This is a genomic window from Leisingera aquaemixtae (genome assembly GCF_019801145.1).
GTDB lineage: Bacteria > Pseudomonadota > Alphaproteobacteria > Rhodobacterales > Rhodobacteraceae > Leisingera > Leisingera aquaemixtae_A.
The window spans coordinates 38,735-61,515 of the sequence record NZ_JAHVJQ010000010.1 but is presented as its reverse complement, the minus strand read 5'-3'; the positions used below and the strand labels follow the sequence as shown (position 1 = coordinate 61,515).

Here is a 22,781-nt window from a genome sequence, read left to right as displayed (position 1 = left end):
AATTATGGCACCTACTTCCAACATCCGCCTGTCCGGGCTGCTGTGCAGCACCGCGCTCACTCTCATCACCGCCTCCGCCGCGCTGGCGGAGGACGACGAGGTCCTGTCGCTCGACCCGATCGTGGTCAAACAGCGCGATCCGATCGGCAACGCCGCCGACCGCGCCACCTCGATCTATGTGGCCGACGCCGAGATCGAACGCGCCGCCATGGGCGACCTCAAGGACCTGTTTGCGGGCATCGCCGCTGTCTCCGTCGGCGGCGGCATCCCCATCGCCCAGAAGATCTTCGTCAATGGCGTCGACATGCTGAACCTCGCAGTGCAAGTGGACGGCGTCAGCCAGAACAACCGCACCTTCCACCACGTCAGCGCCAATGCCTTTGACCCCGGCCTGATGAAATCCGTGCGCGTCGATCCCGGCGTTGCCCCTGCCGACGCAGGCCCCCGCGCGCTGGCCGGCCGGGTGGTGATGGAAACCATCGACGCCGGGGACATCCTGGAGGACGGCGCGACCTTCGGCGGCCAGTCCCGCCTGTCCTATTCCAGCAACGGCAACACCGCCCAGGGTGCGCTGACGCTTGCCGGGCGCAGCAACGGCTTTGAAATCCTCGCCTACGCCAAGCGCGCCACCGGCGACAACTTCGAGGACGGCGACGGCAACGAGGTGACCGGCAGCAATGCAAACCTGACCGCGGGCCTTCTGAAATTCGCCTATGAGGGCGACCAGGGCGACCGGGTCGAACTGTCGCTCCAGCAGGCTGAAGACAACGAGATCCGCAACTTCCAGCCCAACTTCGGCGCCAGCACCCGCGGCTTCGCCCCCTACTACACCAAGCGGCGCATCGCCTCGCTGCGCTATGAAAGCGGCAATGAAACCGGCCTCTGGGACCCTTCGGCGACCCTCGGCTTCTCCGATATCAACGTCGACCGCCCCTCTGACCCGTTCGGCGACTCCACTGCGACCAGTTCGAAAACATATGCGCTGACGCTGCAGAACGATTTCCACTTGTCGGACCGCAACACAATCACCGCCGGCGTTGACTACCAGGTCCGCGAAAGCACGGTGACCGCAACCTGGACCAACGGCGAAACCGGCGAGGAAAGCAAGAACATCGGCGTTTTCGCTCAGGCCCGGCTCGATCCCACCGACCGCCTCAGCGTCTCGGCCGGCCTGCGCTATGACTGGCAGGACTTCACCGGACAGGACTTCGGCCAGACCGGCAACGCCTTCACCGACTCGCCGTCCGGGGCAAGCGGCAACCTGTCGCTGGTCTATGACGTGACAGATGCGCTGTCGCTGCACGCGGGCTATTCCAACGTCTTCGGCGGCTACGACCTGGAGGACAACTTCCTGTTCTTCAGAGACTGGGACTACTCCGCCCTGCAATCCTCGCGCGCCAGGAACATCATCGTCGGCGCCGACTGGCAGCGCGGCAACTGGACGCTGGGCGGCGAACTGTTCAAGACGAATATCGACAACATCCGCGGCGTTGCCGGAAACACGGTCATCGCCAACGACTTCGAGAGCAAGGGCTTCAACATCGCCGCCACCTACGGCTGGAACAGCGGCTTTGCCCGCTTCAGCATGAACAACAGCGACGTCTCCTTCAACGACGCCCCAGCCGAAAGCTTCTTCCTGGTCGATTCCGGCACCCCGATCGGAAAGGTTCTGACGTTTGAGGTGCAGCAGGAGGTCTCTGCCATGAACCTGCTAGTCGGCGGCAGCGTCGAGGCCGCCCTGTCCAACGACAATGGCGTCCATGCTGACTATACTCAGGAACAGCCGGGCTACGCGGTGCTGAACCTCTTTGCCGAATACAGCCCGCCGTCGCTGAACGGCCTGACCATCCGCGCCGCCATCGACAACGTGTTCGACAAGCAATACGCCGACCGCGCGACCTATGGCAACGAATACACGTCCGACGTGATCACCGCCTTCAACGAGCCGGGCCGCAACATCTCTGTTGTTGCCACGCTCAAGTTCTAAGCATCCCGCGGCAGCGCCTGCCCGGCGCTGCCGCTCCGTCTGCCTGTTGCGGTAGGTTTCCGCGCGAAGCCGCAAACCTCAGTAAAATAGTCAGAAATCCCTTTCCCCGCGCTGCCGAACAGGCTAAACAGGCGGCGTGATCTCACCTTCACATCCGGCGCCCAGCCCTTTGCCCGCGCCGCTCCGCAGCCAGCCATCCCGCTAGTTCTTGTCGAAATCTGACCCGGCCCGCCCGCTGGCCCGGCACCGCGCCGGCGCCTGCCGCGCGCGCCGCGGCACGGCTACGGGACCCGTTTGCACCATGCACCCCGCCCCTTCCCCCTCCCTGCCGGGAGGCCCGCGATGAGCTTTCAGCCCCCTCACCAGCCCGGCCCCTGCGCCGCAGCTGCAGCGCAAACCGCCTCGCTGCAGGCGCTGCTCAACACCTACCTGCGCGAAATTACCCCCGGCAGCGCCATCCTGACCGGCAGCCGCGATGCGGTTGAATTGCCGCTCAGCCACATTCCCGCCCGGCTGCGGGTCCAGATCGCCTATTTCTCGGAGGCCGGCCCCCACCGTTTCGGCCCTGCGCAAATCCTCTTTGACGGCTCCACCAGCTGGCAGGCGGCGCCGGCGGTTCAAGTCCTGACCCTGATTGCGCAGGACTGCTTCGTTCGGCTGAACAGCCGTGATGCGGGCAATCTGCCGGAATTCCTGCGCGGCCTCTTCAACAGTAATGCCGAGATCGAGAATATCCTGCGCCGCCACGCGAACACGGCCGAGCCCGGCAGCTTCCTGGCGGCAGAGCAGGCGCTCTCCTACGGCCACTGGCTGCACCCCACGCCCAAAAGCCGCGACGGGCTGACGCCCTGGCAGCAAGCAGCCTATGCGCCTGAATATGCTAATAAATTCCGCCTCACCTTCTTTGCCGCCGACAAAAGCCTCGTATCGCAAGGCGCCGCGCGAGGCACAGCTTCCGATCTGCTCCGCCAGATCCCCGGCCTCGACGGCGCCTTCCGGCTGCGTCCCGATGAGGTGCTAATCCCGACCCACCCGCTGCAGGCGCAGATGCTGCGGCTCGACCCAGGCGTGCAGGCGCTGCTAGCCTCCCGCCGCCTGCGCGATCTGGGGGAGGGCGGTTGCGCCTTCGCCGCCACTTCCTCCATGCGCACGCTCTTCGCGCCCGATTGCCCCTGGATGCTGAAATTCTCGGTCCCGGTGCGGCTCACCAATTCCCTGCGCGTGACCAAGCACAATGAGCTGGAAACCGGCGTCTTGATGGCGCGGCTGCTGAACCATCTGGACGCCGACAGCCCCCGTTTCCGCATCATCAGCGACCCGGCCTATCTGACCCTGTCCCTGCCTGGCCGCCGCGAAAGCGGGTTTGAGGTGATCTTGCGAGACAACCCCTTTATGGGCGCGGCGGGCAACGGTATCTACAACCTCGCCGCCCTCACCGCCGATCCGCTTCCGGGCCGCAGCGCGCTCCTGACCAGCCTCATCAAACGGCTGGCGGCACAGCGCGGCGAAGCCCCGGCAGAGACCGCCCGCCTTTGGTTCGAGGCCTACCTTGACTGCTTGCTCGACCCGGTGCTGGACCTCTATGACTGCCACGGCATCGCACTGGAGGCGCACCAGCAGAACAGCCTCCTGGACCTCAGCACCGGCCTGCCATCCTGCGGCTACTACCGCGACAACCAGGGCTATTTCATCACCGAGGACGCCCTGCCCCGCCTCAGCGCGCTGGAGCCCTCGCTGACCGAGCAGCCCGCACTGGTCTACCCGCGCGCCCATATCAACGAGCGGATGGCCTATTACCTGGTGGTCAACCAGATCTTCGCGGTGATCCGCCGCCTGGGCTGCGACGGACTGGCGGCGGAACCCGCGCTGCTGCTGCAGCTGCGCCGCCGCCTGACCTCTGCCGCCAGCCGCCTTAGCGGCGCCGGGGCAGATTTTGCCCGCTACCTTCTGACCTCACCGGCGCTCAGCGCCAAGGCCAACCTGCTGACCCGCGCCCGCAACGTGGATGAGCTGGAAACGCAAGCGCAGGAGGGGCTGTTCCTGCAGATGCCCAACCCCATCGCCGCGGTGCAGCCGAAGCAAGTGCAGGAGCGTGCCGATGTCCCTGCATGAGCCCTTAACCCGCGCAACATCCGCCCCCCGCGTCCTGCGCCAGCTGTGCGAGGCGCTCCTGTGCGAGGGCTGGGCCGCATCGCTGCAACTGGACCGCAGCCAAACCGTCAGCTGGTCCTTCCGGCAGGCCCAATTCCGCGCCCGCGGCCGCCGCGGCGCCTTTGGCCGCTACCGGCTGCAGGAGGGCAGCATCGAGGTCCATGACAACTCCAGATGGCGCCCCGCCACCACCGCGGATGTGCTGGCGGCAGTGGCGGAGCCTTCCAGCGCGCTCGACATCCTGCACGCCGACCTTAAGCACACCGAGCACCTCAGCGATCTGACCGCGCTGCATATCCCCGCCGCAACTCGGCGGCACCGTTTGGGCATCTCTGCCCTTGAAACCACCCTGCAGGAGGGCCATCCGTATCACCCCTGCTACAAGGCCCGCAGCGGGTTCTCGGACACCGACCACTTCGCCTACGGGCCGGAAAACGGCCAGACCTTCCGCCTGATGGGCGTGCTGTTCCACCAGTCCCTGTTGCAGCAGGAAATGCCGCACAAAGATTTCTGGGAACACGAACTGGGCCGCGAAGAATGGCAGCGCTTCACCGTGCTGGTGGAGAAACAGTGCACCCCGCCCGGCGCCTTCCAGCTTCTGCCCCTGCACCCTTGGCAGCACGCCAAACTTCAGGATGACCCGCTGTTCAACAAATGGCGCAGCGCCGGCCAGCTGGCAGAGATCGGCCCCATCGGCGCGCCTTACCGCGCCACTCAGTCAATCCGCACCCTGATGAGTGCCGCAGACCCCTCCCGCGCCCATGTGAAAACCGCGATGGCGATGCGCAACACCTCCTCGCTGCGCACCCTCGCGCCAGAGTCGGTTGCCGTCGCCCCGGCGATCTCCAACTGGCTGGCGCAGGTGCTGGACAGCGACCCGCTGTTCACCAGCCGCTACCCGCTGACGATCCTGCCGGAATACGCCGCCATCACCGCCGGCCGCGGCACCGCGCTCGACGGGCACCTGGCCGCGATCTGGCGGCAAAGCCCGGAATCCATCGGCCTGCTCGCAAACAGCATGATGCCCTTCAACGGCCTCGCCCTGACTGAACCCGGCGGCACGCCGCTGATTGCCCCCTGGATCGAAACCCACGGCCTGGACGCCTGGCTCGCCCGGCTGATAGAGGCTGCGGTGCTTCCCATCTGGCACCTGATGGTGGCCCACGGCATCGGGCTGGAGGCGCATGGACAGAACCTGATCCTGCAGCACGAAAACGGCTGGCCCGCGGGCCTCATCGCCCGCGATTTCCACGAAAGCCTGGAATACGTGCCGGAGCTGCTGTCGCGCCCCGGCCTCTGCCCGGACCTCGCGCAGATCGACTCGGTCTACAAGGATGCGCCGCCGGACAAATTCCACCGCATGTCCAGCGCCGAAGAACTGCGCTGGCTGGTGATGGACACGCTGTTTGTCTTCAATCTTGCCGACCTCTCCGACCTCCTGCAACGCCACTATGGTTTTGCAGAAACTGAATTCTGGCGCCGCGTCCGCACCCGTCTGGACCGCTACACCGCCGAACACGGCCTGCAGCAGCGCCAGGCCGCCTTCGCGCCCTTCACCCCGCAGATCCGCGCCGAAAGCCTGATTTCCCGCAAGATAGACCCTGACAGGCCGCAGCATGGCCACCTGATCGCCAACGCCTTGGCCACCGGAAAAGGATGACAGACATGTTTGTTCTGAACGATACCCCCATCGCCCCCTCAGACCTCGCCGCGCGGCTAGACCGTGTGCTGACGGAGCCCGCCGCGCACCGCTACGGCCTGCACATGCAGAACGCCGGCGCCGCGCTCTCGGCGCTGCTGTACCTGCGCGCCCAGAACGCGGGCGTCTTCCCGATCCACGCGAGCCTCCCGCCGGAAACCGCCCGCGAAATGGCGCAGGCCGCGGGCTGCGACGTGATGCTCAGCGACGGGCTGAAGCAGACTGCCCTGCCGCAAACAGGCACTGCCCCGCGCGGCGGCGTGCTGGTGCAAATGAGCTCTGGCACCACAGGCGCCGCCAAGGTGATCACCCGCACCTGGGCAGAGATCGCGGCAGAGGTCGAAAGCTACGCCGCCTTCTTCACCGCCAGCGCCGCGATGACGCCGGTGATCGCCTGCCCCGTCACCCATTCCTACGGGCTTATTGCCGGCGTGTTCGTGGCGCTGCACCGGGGCCATGTGCCGGTGGTGCTTGACAGCCTGAACCCGAAATACATCCTGCGCCGCCTGCGCGAGACGGATCAGCCGCTGCTCTACACCTCGCCCGCGATGCTGCACACGCTGGCCCGCCTCCTGCCTGCGGAGCAAAGGCTCTACGCTGCCAATACCTCCGGCACCGTCCTGCCAGAGGCCTGGTTCCAGCTGATCCGCGCCCGCACAACCTATCTGTTCCAGCAGTACGGCTGTTCGGAGGCAGGCTGCGTCGCCATCAATCAAGACCTGCAAAACCCCTATGACGTCGGCCAGCCGCTGCCGCATGTGAGCCTGACCGCAGGCCGGACCGGCACCCCGGACGCAATCCGCATCACCATCGCGGGGCAGACGATCGACACCGGCGACCTCGGCCGCCTCAATGACAGCGGCATGCTGGTCTTCACCGCCCGGGCCGATGACATGATCAACGTCGCAGGCCTCAACGTCTATCCGCAGGACATCGAGAAAACCGTGATGGCTCTGCCCGGCGTCAGCGACGCCGTCGCCTTCCGCCTGCCCAACCCGCATTCCGGCGCCCGCGCGGGCCTGCTTTACTCGGGCACCGCATCCGAGGACAGCATCCGCCAGGCCTGCCGCGCAGCGCTTGCCGGCTACCAGCAGCCCGCCCTGATCCGGCATCTGCCCGCCCTGCCACGCCAGGCCAACGGCAAGATCAGCCGCCGCGAGATCGCCGCAAAATTCACACCGGAGACTGCAGACGCATGACCTACGACCATATCCTCGAGGCCATCCGCCAGACCCTCTCCGGCCCGCTTGCCAACCCGCATATGCAGAACTTCAGTGCACAGGCCGTGCTGAACGACGACCTGCACATCGACTCGGTGATCCTGATCAACCTGATGCTGCATCTGGAAACCGATCATGGCATCGAGATGCCCGAGCGCGAGCTGTCCAAGAGCGATTTCACCACCGTCGACGGGCTGATCCGGATGCTGCTGGGCGAAGACCCCGCGCCGCAGGCAGACACCGCCCCCGCCCCCGCCCCCAGCGAAATCACAGTGCATTGCTTTGTCAGCTGCCTCTGCGCCGCGATCAGGCGGCATGAGCATCTGAACTTCCGCCCGTTCTATTTCGGCACTTGGGACAGCAGCTTTGCGGTGACGCCTTCGATGCAGCTCGCCTACCACAGCGAGGAAATCACCCAGGACCATTTCGCAGCTTGGGCCGAGCGGCTCTACAGCATCCCGGTGCGCGAATGGTACGACCACGGCCAGAGCAAGGAGCAGAACCTGATCCGCTTCGAACAGCTGCTCTCAACCAAATCCGATGACGAGCAGCTGGTGGTCTTCCTCGACATGTTCCACCTGCCGGAGCGCGAGAACAAATACAACCAGAACCCCTTCCCGCATTACGTCATCATTGAGCTGACCGACGACCCGGACCTCTGGCACCTCTATGACCCGGACTACCGCTGGCGCGGCGACCTGCCGCGCGAAACCATCCTGAACGCGATGGCCCAGCCCACGGTGGCGGGCGGATACATCCTGAACAGCGGCAATGCACAGGCGCCGCAGCCACAGGATCTGGCTGCCTATTTCACTGAAACCTTCCGCGCTGATGACAACCTGCTGACCTCCGCCCTGCGGCGGATCTTCAGCTACCACTGCGACCCCGCCCGGCCGCTGGCGCTGGCGGACTTGGGCCGCGCGGTGCGGGAAATGCCGGTGCTCTCCTTGCGCAAATACGCCTATGAGCACGCCTTTGCCTTCTTCTGGCAGGAGCTGGACACGCCATTTGAACCTTTTGACGCCGAATGCGACCGGGTGGAGGCGCTCTGCGAGGGGTTCCGCAGCCTGCATTTCCTGGCCGCCCGCATCGCCCATACAGGCGACCGCGCCATGATCCCCGACCTGTTCGCGGCGCTGGATGCGCTGGACCAGCTCGAATTCACCATCAAAGCGGCGCTTCATACCCAGTTTCAGGACTGGTGCGCCATCAACCTGCCAGCCCAGTCGAGCATTCCGGCCAGCCACCAGCCCGTCCCTGCACAGGGACAAACGCAAAATCTGGAGGTTCCGGCATGAAAATCTCGCTTTGCACCATTTCCTTCCGCCATCAGCTGATCGGGCTAAAGGACATCGCCTTCTGGGCCCGCGACAACGGGTTCCAGGGGATTGAGCTGTGGGGCGTGCACGCCCGCAATCAATCGCCGCTGGCCATTCACAATGCCCAGTGGATGGCCGCGCAAGGCCTGTCGGTGCCGATGATCAGCGACTACCTGCCCCTGCATGACCCGGAGCTGCTGCGCAGCCGCACCCTGGCGCTCTGCGCCCAGGCCCGCACCTGGGGCGCGGGCAAAATGCGCACCTTCGCGGGCCAGCAGTCCAGTGCCGAGGCTACCCCGGACGAGCGCCGCCAGACCACCCGCGCCCTGCGCGAGGCCTGCATCATCACCGCGGATCACGGGCTGCGCCTCTTGGTGGAAACCCATCCCGGCACCCTGGCCGACACGCTCGCCGCAACCTGCGGCCTGATCGACGCCACGGACCACGACGCGCTCGCCATCAACTTCGACGCGCTGCACGTCTGGGAAGGCGGCGACGACCCGGTGGAGGCCCGCCGCATCCTGCTGCCCCGCATCGCACACTACCACCTGAAAAACGTCTCCGCCCGCGACCGGCTGGAAGTCTTTGCCCCCGCCAACGTCTACAGCGCCGCAGGCAGCCGCGACGGCATGGTGCCGCTGTTCCAGGGCGCCTATGACTATGGCCCGCTGCTGGCAGAAATGGCCCGGGACCCGTCTTGCGAGGCCTCCCTGGAATGGTTTGGAGATGCGGTTTTCCAGACCCTAAAAGCCGATATTTCCCAGATTCGCGCCCGATCCCGGCAAGAGGCGCCCGAGACTGCCGAAGCGGTTTGATAAGCGCCCCTGCCCTGCAGCAGCCCCCGGTGCGCCCAGCCACGCGCACCGAAATTTGCGAAATATCATCAGGCGGTATATATTGGCGGTATATCACTGGAGCATATGCCCATGACCGCCACCACCAAACGCAAGACCTCCCTGACGCTGGATGCTCAGGCGCTGGACCGCGCCAAGGATCTCGGAATCAACGTCTCCGCAGTGGCCGAGACCGCGCTGGTGCAGGCCGTTGCCGAGGCACGGCGCAAGCAGTGGCTGAAAGAAAACGCGGATGCCTTTGCCGCGCAATCCGACTGGCACGAGCAGCACGGCCACCCGCTGGCTGACATCATGACCGCGCCGGGGGCAACCTCGTGGAAGGACTGACCCGCTTCGATGTCGCGGAATACAACGGTATCTCCATGGTCGTGATCGAAAGCGATCTGCTGCCGCCCGACCCATCCGTCGTTGTCATCCCGTTGCTGCCAAGCTACCCCGCCGTGAGGCACCTGAACCCGGAAATCACGCACAACACCCAGCGCCTGATCCTGGCAACCCGGCTGATCGCGGCGGTGCGCCGCGCCAGCCTGCGCCGCACCGGCTCTGTTGCGGATCAGGGCGACCTGATCACCCGTGCAGTGGATGTGCTGATGGCTGGCGTCTAGCCCTCACACCGCCTCCGCAACCCGATCTGCCGTCCCGGCCTGGCGCTGCCACAGCCCGGCATAGACCCCCTGCCGCGCCAGCAGCTCCGCATGGCTGCCATCCTCGGCAACTTTGCCCTCCTGCAGCACCACAATCCGGTCCATCTGCGCAATCGTCGACAGCCGGTGAGCAATCGCAATCACCGTCTTGCCCTGCATCACATCCAGCAAGGTCTTCTGGATCGCTTCCTCCACCGCGCTGTCCAGCGCCGAGGTCGCCTCGTCCAGGATCAGGATCGGCGCGTTCCTCACCACCACCCGCGCAATTGCGATCCGCTGCCGCTGGCCGCCCGACAGCGCCACGCCGCGTTCCCCCACATGGGCGTCATAGCCGGTTCGCCCCGCGTGGTCGCGCAGCCCCATGATGAACTCATGCGCCTCGGCGCGTTTGGCGGCGGCAATCATCTCTGCCTCCGTCGCACCGGGGTTGCCGTACAAGATATTGGCCCGCACCGAGCGATGAATGAGCGAGGTATTCTGCGTCACCACCCCGATCCGGCTGCGCAGGCTCTCCTGCGTCACCCCGCGAATGTCCTGCCCGTCGATCAAGATGCGCCCGCCCTCCGGGTCGCGGAACCGCAAGAGCAGGTTGATCAGGGTGGATTTCCCCGCCCCCGACGGCCCGGCAATGCCCACCCGCTGGCCCGCCGGGATATGCAGATCAATGCCGTTCACCCCGCCAGCCGTGTTGCCGTAATGGTGCCGCAGACCCTCGATCCGCACCTCGGCGCGGTGCACCTCTAAGGGCGTTGCCGCCGGCGCATCCGTCACCTCATGTTCCGCCGACAAGGACCGCAGCCCCTCGCGGATCACACCCATGTTCTCAAACAGCCGGATCGTCACCCACAGGATCCAGCCGCTCATCCCGTTCAGCCGGATTGTCAGGGCCGAGACCGCCGCCACCTCTCCGACGCTGACCGCCCCGCGCATCCACAGCCAGATCGCAGGCGCAACCACAATCAGGATCAGCACGCCGTTGATGGCAATGCTGCCAAACGCCAGCCGCGTCATCATCCGCAAAAACCGCTGATACCGCGTCCGCAGCCGCCGCAGCGCCGACAGCGCATAGGCCTGTTCCTGCCCGTCGCGGGCAAACAGCTTCACCGTCTCGATATTGCCATAAGCATCGACAATCCGCCCGGTCGCGGCAGAGCGCGCGTCGGACCATTTCTCTGCCGTCGCCGCCACATTCAGCGCGGTGTGCCGCACATAAAGCCCATAAAGCCCGACCCAGGCCACCAGGGGCACCGCCAGCCGCCAGTCGATCTGCGTCAGCACCACCACCGCACCGATCATGTATGTGACGGCAAACAGCACCGCCTCGAACAGCATATGCACGCTGTCCTGCACCGCAGGCCCCATCTGCATCACCCGGTTGCTCAGCCGACCGGCAAAATCGTTCTGAAAGAACCCCGCCGACTGCCCCAGCAGATGCCTGTGCGCCTGCCAGCGCACCTGCTCCTGCAGGTTCGACGACAGCGTCTGCTCCAAGAGCAGGTGATTGAGCCCCACCAGCGACGGCCGCACAATCAGCACGCAGAACAGCGCCAGCAGCATCTCTGTCCCATGCTGGGCCCAGAACGCTCCCGCGCCGGTCTCTGCCATCAAGTCAACGACCCGGCCGGAATAGAAGATCAGCCCGCTCTCCATCAGCGCGGTTGCGACGCCGGTGGCAAACATCAAGGGCAGCCATTTACGGTAGGGCGCCAACTGCTGCGCCAGATAGGCCCGCAACGTGGCCCGCGGCGGCGCCTGAACAGCAGATGCAAAGGGATCGACAAGGGTTTCAAAAGCCCGGAACATTTGGAGGCCTCTCAAGGATTTTCATGGAACCGCTTGAGATGTGGGTCGCCGTCTCCGCCCGCCCTTGGGCCCTTTATCCGGGCCGTCCTTGGGCAAGGGCGCGGATCCTGCCTGCACCGCAGCCTGGCCCTTGTAGGCATCCCGGCGCTGCTTGTCAGCAGCGAAAATCGCCCCCGGACTGCAAAAGCCGCGCCTGTTTCCCCCTTGCGGCGCGGCGGCGACACGCTAGAGTGCCGCAATCTTACAAAAATACTAAGGATTATACCGTGCTCACAGATCAAGGCCGTTTCGAGACTCCAAATGCTTCAAAATACCTGCAGCAGCTCTGCATGCATTTCGCGCACAAGGTGGCGGTGGAATTCGACGCCACCCACGGCACCGTAGCGCTGGGAATGGGGCCCGCCACGCTTTACGCCACCGATGGCGTCCTGACCGCCGAGGTTACAGCGCCCGATGCCGCAGACCTCGCCGAAGCCCGCCGGATCATCGACAGCCACCTCGCCCGTTTTGCTTTCCGCGAGGAGTTCGAGACGATGGACTGGCAGTCAGCCGCCGCCTGATCCTCCCCGCACCGGCGCCTGTCCTGCGATTCCGCGCCGAATTCTTGACAAAACGAGTAGGTTTTCCTACCCGTTGCCCCGCGTTTTCCCTGAAACGCCTGCAGCAAGGCACCCCGCTCCCTCCGGGGCCGCCCAGCCATCCCCCCAAACCCTGCAGCCGCAGCCTGGCGGCGCATCTGGCTGGAGACCGGTCCATGACCCTTCGTTTGCCCGCGGCGGCGGTTGCCCTTCTGCTCATGGCCTCTTTTGCTGCGGCCCAGGACACCCCGGCTATGCCGGTGCCCGCCATCAGCGCGGACACGCCTGCCGCCGCCGAAACAGCGCCAGAGCCTTCAGCCCCTCTTACCCCGGCCCCTGCCCTTCCGTCAGACGCAGATACCCTGGCCGCGGACCCTGCAGCCTCGCCTGCCCCGCAACCCGCCACGGAGCTGCCCGGCGCGCAGCCGGAACTGGCGCAGGTGGCCACTGACGCCTCCGCAAAGGCGCTGAAATTCCTGCGCGACGGCGGCCCCTCGATCTGGGCCATTGCCGCGCTGTCGGTGATCACCCTGGCGCTGATCCTGTGGAAGATCTGGCGGCTGGCCCTCGTCGGCGCCTGGTCCCGCGGGAAGGCCGCCGATGCCGTCGCCGCCTTTGAACGCGGCGACCGCGCCGCCGCGCTTGCCATCGTGCAGACCCGCATCGGCGTGCGCTCCAAGGTGGTGACTGCCGCCCTCACCGCAACCGCCAGCCTGCCAGAGGACCGCGCCCGCGAAGAGACCGCACGGGTCGCCAAACTGCATCTGGCCAGCGCCGCCACCGGCCTCGGCGCGCTGGAGCTGATTGCCACCATCGCGCCCCTCTTGGGCCTCCTTGGCACCGTTCTGGGCATGATCGCCGCCTTCCAGGCGCTGCAGGCCGCAGGCTCCAAGGCCGACCCGGCGCTGCTGGCCGGCGGCATCTGGGAGGCGCTGCTGACCACCGCAGCCGGCATGGCGGTGGCGATCCCCGCCTCCGCCGCGCTGACCTGGTTTGAGGCCGTGATCTACCGCATCCGCCGCGACCTGGAGGACAGCGCCACCCGCATCTTCGTCGCACGGCAGCCCGACCAGTTGGCGCTGGCCGCCGAGTAACCCCATGCAACTCGCCCCCGCCCCGCGCCCCCGGCGCAAGCCCAGCCTGACGCCGATGATCGACGTGGTGTTCCTGCTCTTGGTGTTCTTCATGCTGGCCTCCCGCTTTGGCATGGACACGGTGCTGCAACTGCCGCTGGCCGGGCAGGGCGGCACCTACGACGGTCCCCCGCGCCTCATTGGCGTGGGTCCCGGCAACCTGGATGTGAACGGCGTGCCGGTGGCGGACAGCAACCTCGCCCAGGCGCTGGCCCCCTTGATGAAATCCCCCGCCGACATGCTGATCCTGCGCGGGCGCGACGGCACCAGCCTGCAGCGCATCACAGACGTGACCGCACTGCTGCAGCAGGCGGGCCTCAGCAACGTCGTGCTGGTGGAATGAGGGGGCAGCGATGGACCTGAGCGACCCGCCCCGCCGCCCCCGCGCCGAATCCATCGTGCCGATGATCAACGTGGTGTTCCTGCTGTTGATCTTCTTCCTGATGACCTCGCGCCTGGCGCAGCCCGGCCCGTTTGACGTGACCCCGCCCGAGGCCGCCTCCGAGGCCGCGCCAGAGGCCCAGCCGGTGCTCTACATCAGCGCCGATGGCCGGATGCATTTCGATGGGGCCGAGGGCGAGGCCGCCCTCACCCGCCTCGCTACCGCCAGCAGAGGCCACCCCAACGTGCAACTGCGCGCCGACACGCGGCTGGAGGCCAAGACCCTCGCCCGCATCCTGCGCCAGCTGGCGGAGGCGGGCCTCACCCGCGCCGAACTGGTGGTGCAACGCCGATGAAACGTGCCGCCGAATTCACCGTCTTTGCGGGCCTCGCGGGCCTCATCCACATCGCGCTCTTTGCCACCGCGCCCGAAACCGGCGCGCAATCCAGCGGTGCGGGCGGCGACGCGCTGGTCTCGCTCCAGCCTGCCAGCGCCGAGGTCGCCCGCATGGCCGAGGCCTGGCAGACACCGCCCGAGACCCCGCAGATCGAGACCCGGAATGCAGACCCCTTGCCGCAGGTCCAGCCCCCTGCCCTGCCCCAGTTTGAGCTGGCCCGGGCGCAGCGTGCCGCACTGCTGGCGCCGCTCACCCAGCCCGCCGCAGCCCAGCCGGTGCAGGCAGACACCGCCCCGCCGCCGCCGCCAAAACGCACGCCGGAGCCGAAACCGGAATCGCAGGCCAAACCGCAAGAGACACCGCCGCCCAAGGCCAACTCCACCCGCAACGCGGCAGGCCAGGCGGGCCAGCGCGCCGCAGGCGCTGGCGGCGGCGCCGAGGCGGGCCAATCCGGCGGCGCGCAGACCGCCACCGCCAATCCGGGCCGGGAGGCCAAGCTGCGCAACGTCTGGGGCAACAAGATCCGCGCCCGCATCGAACGGCGCAAGCGCTACCCCTCCGGCGCCCGCGGCCAGGCCCGGGTGGTGCTGCGCCTCACCGTTGCCCGCGACGGCCGCCTGCTGGACCACCGCATCGCCAAATCCTCAGGGAGTACCGTCTTCGACCAGGCCGCCCTCGCCGCCGTCGCCCGGGCCGGCCGGTTTCCCGCCGCCCCCAAACAGCTTGCGGCCAGCCGGATCAGGCTCAGCCTGCCGGTCAGCTTCACCCGTTAGGCGGGCCTGCTGCCGCGCTCTTGCAGCCGCAGGCCGCAGACTGTTTGATGGCGGCAGGAGGCCCCGATGAACCAGACATCCTGCAGACAGCGCCAGGCCGCAGGCCGCCCCGGATGATCCTGTGCTGCGGCGAAGCGCTGATCGACATGATCCCCGCCGCAGCGGCGGACGGCAGCGCCTGTTTCGCCCCCTGCCCCGGCGGCGCGGTGTTCAACACCGCAATTGCGCTTGGCCGCCTCGGCGTGCCCTGCGCCTTGGCAACCGGCCTGTCCTCCGACCTGTTCGGCCGGCAGCTCTTGCAGGCTCTGCAGGCCAGCAACGTCAGCGCCGCCCCCTGCGCCATCAGCCCCCGCCCCACCACACTGGCCTTTGTGACGCTGGACCAGGGCGAGGCGCGCTATGCCTTCTATGACGAGAACACCGCCGGCAGGATGCTGGCGCCGCAGAACCTGGCTGATCCCGGCCCGGAGACGGCGGCGCTGTTCTTCGGCGGCATTTCCCTGGCCTGCGAACCGGCGGCAGAGGCCTACGAGGCGCTGCTGCAGCGCGCCCGCGGCAACCGGCTGGTGATGCTCGACCCCAACATTCGCCCCGGCTTCATCACCGATGAGGCCCGCTACCGCGCCCGGCTGCAGCGCATGCTTGCGCTCAGCGACATTGTGAAACTCTCCATGGACGATCTCGACTGGCTGCAGCCGGGCGGCGGCGCACTGCGCGGCAGGCTGGCCCGGATCCAGGCGATGGGGCCTGCCGCCGTGCTGCTGACAACGGGGGCCAAGGGGGCCTCGGCGCTGCGGTTTGCCGCGGCGGCGGCGGCCGTTACCGTATCGCGCAGCGGCGCCAATCCGCCCTGGCGCAGCGAACTGCCTGGCTGACCCCGCCCGCGACCGGCTGCTGCGGCCGCGGCCTCATTCCTCCAGCCGCCGGGCCCACAGCAGCGGCTCCTTGAAATTGTACATCACCAGCTCGCCGTCCCCGGTCACCTCCATGCGGTTGACCAGGCGCATCTGCTCCAGGAACTCCCGCTCGGCGATCATCGTCTCTTCGTCGCACAGCCCGCCGCCGATCTGGAACGGCGACAGCATCAGGTTCTCCAGACCCGGCCCGAAGGTGGTGGTGAAGCTGCGGCACGGGCTGGAGCCGTACAGCGTGCCGCCGTCGAAATCGAACCGCAGGCCTGCGGCCTTCTCCAGCCCCGCGCCGCTGGCCTTCTGCACGATCCAGGCGCCGTCGAGGTCTGCTGCAGTGGTTGCGCTCATGGGACTTCCTCCGCTGTGTCCGGTGCCGCTGTCAGAGGCAAAAGACCACACGGCCAGCCCGGCGCATCCCCCTGCAACGGCCGCAAAAACTGCGGCACGGGCAAGGCGCGGCCCGTTCATCTGGCGGCTGCGGCCGGGTGGAAAACCATCATCGTCTCACCTCGATGCACATCGCGATCAAGTCTGCCAAGCCTGCGGCGATTGACAAGAAAAAAATCTTGCTGGACTCCGGCTTCCATGCGACCCTTGTAGATGTGCAATATTAATGCACTGGTTTTAAATAGTTTTTCAGTTCCGGGAGCTGCCCCATGCCTCTTGACGGATCCGCTGCAAAAGAAATCAAGCAACAGATGGCAATCGCCCGCAAGCGCGAGCTGTCCTTTGGGTTGTGTTTTGGCAAGAAGATCGAGAATTCGGTCTTCCTCACCCACAAGACCAAGGCTGCCAAGGTGCTGGGCAAGCAGGCGAAATCCGATGGCGAAACCCCGCAGTTCACCTTCGGCACTCTGAAGCTGGACGGCAAGGAACTGTCGATGTCGGTCGAGGGCAAGATCGTGCCCGGCATGGCCCGCAAGGCCAAGAAGATGTTCATGGTGGTCGGGCTCAAATACAAGATCCTCATTCTCGACCCCTCCGGCAATGTCGTCGAGTCGGAGGCCGATGACGAAGATGAAACGGCAGAGGACGTCCCCCAGGCCGCCCCGGCCGCCAGCGGCGACACCGCCACCGAAGCGCCGGCTGAGGCGCCGGCCGCCCCTTCCGCCGAACCGGATCCGGCAGAGGCCAAGTGGAAAACCACCGCCGCCAAGGTCGAGGCCAACATGGCCAAGCTCCGGGACATCGCCGGCATCGACCTCTCCAAGGCAGAGGCGCTGTGGAAGGCGATCCAGGCCAAGGCCGAAGGCAGCGGCTTTGCCGCCGCGCTGGAGCATGTCGCCAAGCTTTCTGAAGAGATGAAAACCGCCGCCCAGGACGCCGCCGCCCGCGCCAAGCGGCTGAGCCTGCTGGAAGGCAAGTGGCAGCAGGCAGCGGCCAAGCTGGAGCCGCTGATCGACGAGGTGCTGGCACTGAAGACCGCGCAGTCGCAGAAGATCGAAACCGTCTGGACCCAGATCAAGGCCCGCGTCGCCGCCAGCCCGCCGGATTACGAGGGCGCGCTCAAGGCGGTCGGCCCGCTGGCGCAGGCGATTTCCAAGGCCCGCCAGGCCGCCGCGGACTCCGGCGGCGGGGAGGCCCCGGCAGCCGCCACGGCGGCGGCAGCGGGCGACGGCGACACCGCCACAACCGCCAAGCCAGAGGCCCCGGCCAAGGCACCGGAACAGGCCGCGCCGCCCTCCGGCGACACTGGCAGCGAGACCGGGGACGCCACCGTCGACGAACAGATCGCCCAGATCGAGGCCGCGCTCAAGGCGCTGAAGGACGGGCCGGTCAAGACCTACAACACCATGGTGCCGGAAGCGGTCAGCCAGACCCCGGACAAGTGGAAGGCCGCGCTCGACAAGGTCGCGGCGCTGGCCGCGCAGGCCAAGGCCAAGCCCGAGGATGCCAGCGGCGCCAAGCTGGATGCCGGCGAAAAGGCGCTGGACGCGCTGGAAAAGGCGGTTGCCGCCGACACCCAGTCCAAGACCGCGTTCCAGAAGGCGCTGGAGATCTTCGATCTGCGGATGGTGCCGCTGACCAGCCACCCCAAGGCCGCGGCACCCGAGATCGCGCCCGAGATCACCCGCATCAAGGGCTTGCGCACCGCCGCGGTGGACAAGGCCAAGGCGCACGACCTGAAAACCGCCACCGCGGACTTGACCGCGGCCGAGACGGAGATTGCCAAGGCCGAAGTCCTGGCCGATGAATTCGCGCATTTCATGGCGCTCGACCCCGACCGCAAGGCGCTGGCCGATGCCGCCCGCGGCGTCAGCGTCGGCGACCCGGCGGTGGACGACGCCGCGCGCGAGATGGAGCGGCTCTACGACGCTGCCCAGCAGGACAAGGCCGCCAAGAAGTTCAAGGACGGCATCCAGAAGCTGGACGAGATCGCCAAGGTCCATGAAAAAACCGCCAAGGTGCGGGCGCGGCGCAAACGCTATGAAACCGAGCGCCCGAATGCCAAGACCTGGGTCGACAGCTGGGCCGGGCTTGCCGCCGCAGTCAAGAACCTGCTCAAGGACAAGCTGGACGAGGCCAACGGCTATTACACCGATTCAGACGTGGCCACGTCCAAGGATTACACCGAGTCGCTCAAGAAGCTGGACAAGTTCTGGAACGTGCGGCCCTTCATCGAAAAGGAAATCCCGGTTGTTCAGCAGTACGGCCCCAAGCTCACCGCTTTCGAGGCCAAGCTGAAGGAGTTCAAGGACCACGACGGCGCCTCCGGCATCCAGGTGATCATCCTCAAGATGGAGGCCGACCTTGCCTCGGCCAAGGCGGAAGCGGTGCTGCACAAATACTCCACCGCCCTGACCCTGCTGGACGCCACCCAGGGCGATTGGCCCGCCGCCACCGCCCAGGCGGACGCCTGCAAAGCCTACAAGGAAAAGCGCGTGGCGGTTCAGGGCAAAATTGACCCGCTGAAGAACGTGCCGCAGGCGGCAACCATGCTGGAAGATGCCAAGGCCCTGATGGCCGAGGCCGCGGCAGCCGCGCTAAAACTGGACTTCACCACCGCCAATACCTGCCTGGCGGACGCCGAGAAACGGGTGGACAGCGCCAAGGCCGCGGCGGAGGCCGCGGTGGAGCTCGACGGGATGACCGACACCAAGGCGCTCGACGATCTGAAAAAGAAGTGGGAGCCCGCCTTCAAGGTTTTCACCGATATCCGCGACAAGGTGGTCGCGGCCGATACCGGCAATGATTTCACTGCGCTGATCGCCAAGGCGCAATTGCCCGCGGCAGAGGCCGAAAAAGCCAAGACGGCCAAGAAATACGACGATGCAAGGGCGCATCTGGACAGCGCCATCTCGAACCTGAAGATGGCGATGGTGCTGATCCACCAGCACCGCGCCTACGGCGAGCTGAAGGCCTCGCTGGCGGCGCAGATTGCCGCGCTGGCGCCGCTGAACGATGCCAATTGCCTGCAGCCGCATATCGACGACGCCAACAAGCTGAGCGGCGAAGCCGACGATTTGATCAAGCCGGAAGGCTATGACTACAAGGGCGCCGAGGCCAAGCTCGCCGCCGCCCGCAAGATCACGGAACAGGCCCGCGCCGACGGCGAACTGTTCAAGGCTATCAAGGCGGACCGCACCAGGGCCACCGCGATCATCACCAAGATCACCACCGAAGGCGGCGATGTCGAAACCCAGCTGACCCACCGCAAGACCGAAGTCCAGGCGCTGCTGGACGAAAGCACCGCCAAGCAGAACGCCCGCGATTTCAAGGCCGCCGCGGCCAAGGCCAAGGCCGCCGCGGGCTGGGAGAAGGCCACCGATGCGGACATCAAAATGGTCAAGACAGTGCTGGGCTGGGAGGATCCCTTCTTCAACAACCTGCGCCCGCCGCTGGTCGGGGCGGGCAAGGAAGCCGGCCGGCATCTGATCGCCCGGGCGGATGCGGATTTCGCCAAATACAAGGCGGTTCTGGCCGCCCACACCTATCCCCTCGCCCGGCCGATGTTCGAGAAGGCCTATCAGAAATTGCTGGCCTGCCAGCGGCTGCTGGCGGCAGAAGCCCTCTACACCCCGGCGCTGACCGATGCCCAGGCGGCGGTGGACGCGCTGGCGCCGGAAAACAACGATGCCACCAAGGACCGGATCAAGGCGCTGTCCGACCGGCTGGCTGCCGCCAAGCTCGACGCCGCGCGGACCGATCTGGCCGACAACGACTACACCCAGGCGACCAAGCTGCTGAAAAAGATCGCCGAGGACGCCAAGGCGCTGCTGAAATCGGTCAAGGGCTCGTCCGACTACGAGCCCGCCCGCGCCGCTGCCGAGGCCAAGCTGGCCGAGGCCAGGAGCCACAAGCACGCCGATGCGATCCAGGCCCAGCTTACCCGGCTGACCGCGAAATACGACAACCTGGTCAAGCTGGCCCCCAGCGACTACGCCACCGCCAAGACCATGGCCGAGGAGGTCACCAAATCCGCCGAGGAGGCGATCAGCTCCGCCAATACCCACGGTATCCTCGAAGCGGTGAACTCCGCCATCGGCGGCGACGAGGACAGCGCCCCCTGGTGGCCGCAGGTGCAGGCGGCGAAACTGTCGATCAAGGCAGTAAGCAGCCGCGAGAACGCCGACGTCGCCAAGACCCATCTGGACACCGCCAATACCGAGATTGAGAACTGCCAGAAGGACGGGCTGGACGCCAAGACCGCCAAGGGCCATCTCAAGGCAGCGCTGGAGGCCTGCAACACTGCCAATGAGGTGATCTCGCAATATGCCTTCATCGCGCAGGAAATCGCCCGCGCCCGCGCCTCCCTGCCGCCGGTCACCGGCCACGCTGAGGCGGCCTATGTGAAGGATGAGACGGACGCGGCCGCAAAGCTGCTGGACGGTGCCGAAACCGCTGCCAAGGGCGGCCAGAACTACGCCAAGGTCAGCGCCGATATCGAAGCCGCCATCGCCCAGACCAAGACCGCGCTGGAAATGGCGGAGCAGCACAAGCAGTACAAGGAGCTGCGCGCCAAGCCGGAGGTCGAGCCGCGCCTGGCAGTGCTGGAAAAACACGAGCACCGCTACGCCATCAAGCCCAGCATCGACACCATGCGCAAGAAGCTGGCCGATGCCGCAGCCGCCGTGGCCGGCAAGAAGCCGGGCGAGGGTATCAAGCTGCTGGAAGAGGCCCGCGCCATCGGCACCAGCGCCTTTGTGATGGCGGAGATGCGCGCCAACAATCCACCCAAGGAGGCGGACATCAAGGAAATCCTGTCGCGGCCCAACGGCACCGATGAACTGGACGCGATGATCGACAACCTGGAACCGGAGGCGCAGCGCGCCGTGGTCAAGGTCGCGTTCAAGGCGCGTTTCGGCTGCGATATCAAGAACTTCAACAACGAGAACCTGGCACCCGCCTCGCAGATTGCGGACGCCAACCTGAAGGGGCCGAACATCGTCGCCTTCTACAAGGCGATGCAGGACCTGCCGCTGGACCACACGCTGAACAACGACTCGCTGCAAAAGTTCGCCATCAACGAGGCCGACAAGGGCGGCTCGATGTACCAGGGCAACGAAAAGCGGATCGTGATGCACGAAGGCGACGCCGGGGTCTCTCCGAACTATGCCTTCGGCAGCGACGACGCGGTCGGCAGCCTCGACGATGCCGCCACCCCGGAAGAACGCGCCGAGCTGGAGAAATGCAAACCAGCCAATGAAGAGCCGATCACGTTCTTCAACTGGAACACCCTGCACGAGGTCGGCCATGCGGTCGACGACAAGCACGGGTTCATGGACAGCAACGGCAAGAAGAAGGAATTCGGCGGCTGGACCGAACACGGCATGGAAATTTCCGGCATCGCCGAAAAGATCGCCAAGAAGTTCACCTACGACAAGACGTATGTCATCGAATACATGGCGCATAACACCAGCGCCCATGTGCCGCCCAGGCCGGAAGATGAAACCTGCACCGACGAGGAATGGGAAAGCCGCCGCATCCAGATGGAGGCTTTTGTCGACATGGCTTCGGAACCGGCCCAGCCCTGGTCCAGCATGGCCACCGCCAAGAAGCTGGCGATCGGCGGGGTGGTCTACCAGGAAAGCTACCCGAAGACCTGGTACTCCTACCTGCTCAGCGAGCGGCCCAAGGGGATCACGGGCTACCAGTTCCGGGCGCCCGGCGAATGGTTCTCGGAGCTTTATGCCGCCTACCACTCGGGCAAGCTGAAGCCGAACCACCCGGCCGTTGGCTGGCTGTCGAAACTCTGACCCATTGAAAGGCTGCTGACCGATGTCCCTATTTCACCCCGTCAACCTGGTCTGCCCGCACTGCGAGGCGCCGGTGACCATGATGGCCGTGGGCAGCGTGAACGCCGACCGCCGCCCCGACCTGCGCGAAGACATCCTGGAAGACCGGTTCCAGGACACCGAATGCAGCGCCTGCGGCGAAAGCTTCCGGCTGCAGCCGCAGTTCAACTACCTTGATGCCGGCCACGGCCAGTGGATCGCGGCAATGCCTGCCAGCCGCCTGCGCGACCACCTGGAGCTGGAGGACGAGGCCAAGGCCCTGTTCGATACCAGCTACGGGGCGCAGGCCCCGGCAGCGGCCCGCGACGTCGGCAGCGGCCTGGCGGTGCGCCTGACCTTCGGCTGGCCTGCGGTGCGGGAGAAACTCCTGGTCAGGCAGCTGGGCCTCGATGACGCCATCGTCGAAATGATGAAGCTGCACATCCTGCGCAGCGTGGAATCGGTGCCGATGGCCGAAGGCATCGAACTGCGGCTGGTCGACACGGATGAGGAGGCCGACGGCTATGTCTTTGCCTGGCTGGAGACCGCGTCGGAGAAATACATCGAATACATGACCGTCCCGACAGAGCTGTACCGCGCCATCCAGGGCAACCCGGACGGCTGGGCGGCGGTCCGCAACCGCCTGGAGAACGGCTGTTTCGTCGACATGCAGAAGCTTTACATGGGCGAAGGCCGCCACCCGGGCTGAACGCTC

18 protein-coding genes are annotated in these 22,781 nt (G+C 66.3%); 16 read left to right on the top strand and 2 right to left on the bottom strand.

Features of this window, described 5'->3' with window-relative positions:
• Nucleotides 1-4 precede the first annotated feature (4 nt).
• The 8 genes from KUW17_RS19245 to KUW17_RS19210 all read left to right on the top strand — a co-directional run bounded on the left by KUW17_RS19245 (nt 5) and on the right by KUW17_RS19210 (nt 9,835).
• Entirely contained in the window at nt 5-1,987 is a 1,983-nt protein-coding gene (locus KUW17_RS19245) for a TonB-dependent receptor plug domain-containing protein (RefSeq protein ID WP_222481930.1), read from the top strand.
• Nucleotides 1,988-2,329: 342 nt separating this feature from the next.
• Nucleotides 2,330-4,099 (top strand): IucA/IucC family protein, encoded by a 1,770-nt coding sequence (locus tag KUW17_RS19240; protein WP_222481929.1) that lies wholly within the window; start codon nt 2,330-2,332, stop codon nt 4,097-4,099.
• Nucleotides 4,086-5,798, top strand: coding sequence for an IucA/IucC family protein (locus tag KUW17_RS19235; RefSeq protein WP_222481928.1), 1,713 nt, complete (start codon nt 4,086-4,088; stop codon nt 5,796-5,798). Before KUW17_RS19240 ends, KUW17_RS19235 begins: the two co-directional genes overlap by 14 nt.
• Nucleotides 5,799-5,803: 5 nt before the next feature.
• A complete protein-coding gene (locus tag KUW17_RS19230) occupies nt 5,804-7,036 on the top strand; it encodes an AMP-binding protein (protein WP_222481927.1) in 1,233 nt (410 codons plus the stop codon).
• Nucleotides 7,033-8,355, top strand: a complete 1,323-nt coding sequence (locus KUW17_RS19225) for a DUF6005 family protein (protein WP_222481926.1) — start codon at nt 7,033-7,035, stop codon at nt 8,353-8,355. The genes KUW17_RS19230 and KUW17_RS19225 overlap by 4 nt, the downstream gene beginning before the upstream one ends.
• Nucleotides 8,352-9,191, top strand: a complete 840-nt coding sequence (locus KUW17_RS19220; protein ID WP_222481925.1) for a sugar phosphate isomerase/epimerase family protein — start codon at nt 8,352-8,354, stop codon at nt 9,189-9,191. The genes KUW17_RS19225 and KUW17_RS19220 overlap by 4 nt, the downstream gene beginning before the upstream one ends.
• Nucleotides 9,192-9,302: 111 nt before the next feature.
• Nucleotides 9,303-9,557, top strand: coding sequence for a type II toxin-antitoxin system CcdA family antitoxin (locus KUW17_RS19215; protein ID WP_222481924.1), 255 nt, complete (start codon nt 9,303-9,305; stop codon nt 9,555-9,557).
• Complete coding sequence (locus KUW17_RS19210) at nt 9,545-9,835, top strand: CcdB family protein (RefSeq protein ID WP_222481923.1); 291 nt, start codon at nt 9,545-9,547, stop codon at nt 9,833-9,835. The genes KUW17_RS19215 and KUW17_RS19210 overlap by 13 nt, the downstream gene beginning before the upstream one ends.
• A 3-nt stretch (nt 9,836-9,838) precedes the next feature.
• On the opposite strand, the gene KUW17_RS19205 is transcribed toward KUW17_RS19210, so the two are convergent.
• On the bottom strand, nt 9,839-11,677 hold the full coding sequence (locus tag KUW17_RS19205; protein ID WP_222481922.1) for an ABC transporter ATP-binding protein: 1,839 nt from the start codon (nt 11,675-11,677) through the stop codon (nt 9,839-9,841).
• A 266-nt stretch (nt 11,678-11,943) separates the two neighbouring features.
• Here KUW17_RS19205 and KUW17_RS19200 point away from each other — a divergent pair, with 266 nt between their 5' ends.
• The 6 genes from KUW17_RS19200 to KUW17_RS19175 all read left to right on the top strand — a co-directional run bounded on the left by KUW17_RS19200 (nt 11,944) and on the right by KUW17_RS19175 (nt 15,815).
• Entirely contained in the window at nt 11,944-12,237 is a 294-nt protein-coding gene (locus KUW17_RS19200; RefSeq protein WP_222481921.1) for a DUF2218 domain-containing protein, read from the top strand.
• 194 nt (nt 12,238-12,431) lie between these two features.
• Nucleotides 12,432-13,349, top strand: coding sequence for a MotA/TolQ/ExbB proton channel family protein (locus tag KUW17_RS19195; protein WP_222481920.1), 918 nt, complete (start codon nt 12,432-12,434; stop codon nt 13,347-13,349).
• Nucleotides 13,350-13,353: 4 nt separating this feature from the next.
• The gene (locus KUW17_RS19190; RefSeq protein WP_222481919.1) at nt 13,354-13,731 is read left to right on the top strand and encodes an ExbD/TolR family protein; all 378 of its coding nucleotides are present in this window, start codon (nt 13,354-13,356) and stop codon (nt 13,729-13,731) included.
• Between the two features lie 10 nt (nt 13,732-13,741).
• Complete coding sequence (locus KUW17_RS19185; RefSeq protein WP_222481918.1) at nt 13,742-14,125, top strand: ExbD/TolR family protein; 384 nt, start codon at nt 13,742-13,744, stop codon at nt 14,123-14,125.
• Complete coding sequence (locus KUW17_RS19180) at nt 14,122-14,940, top strand: TonB family protein (protein WP_222481917.1); 819 nt, start codon at nt 14,122-14,124, stop codon at nt 14,938-14,940. Before KUW17_RS19185 ends, KUW17_RS19180 begins: the two co-directional genes overlap by 4 nt.
• A 113-nt stretch (nt 14,941-15,053) precedes the next feature.
• The gene (locus KUW17_RS19175; RefSeq protein WP_222481916.1) at nt 15,054-15,815 is read left to right on the top strand and encodes a carbohydrate kinase family protein; all 762 of its coding nucleotides are present in this window, start codon (nt 15,054-15,056) and stop codon (nt 15,813-15,815) included.
• 33 nt (nt 15,816-15,848) lie between these two features.
• Here the strand turns inward: KUW17_RS19175 and KUW17_RS19170 are convergent, their stop codons facing one another.
• Nucleotides 15,849-16,199 carry an META domain-containing protein gene (locus KUW17_RS19170; RefSeq protein WP_222481915.1) on the bottom strand — a complete coding sequence of 117 codons (351 nt, stop codon included), beginning with the start codon at nt 16,197-16,199 and terminating at the stop codon, nt 15,849-15,851.
• Between the two features lie 350 nt (nt 16,200-16,549).
• Between KUW17_RS19170 and KUW17_RS19165 the strand changes: the two genes are divergently transcribed.
• A complete protein-coding gene (locus tag KUW17_RS19165) occupies nt 16,550-22,048 on the top strand; it encodes a hypothetical protein (RefSeq protein WP_222481914.1) in 5,499 nt (1,832 codons plus the stop codon).
• A 22-nt stretch (nt 22,049-22,070) separates the two neighbouring features.
• On the top strand, nt 22,071-22,775 hold the full coding sequence (locus KUW17_RS19160; RefSeq protein ID WP_222481913.1) for a CpXC domain-containing protein: 705 nt from the start codon (nt 22,071-22,073) through the stop codon (nt 22,773-22,775).
• Nucleotides 22,776-22,781 lie beyond the last annotated feature (6 nt).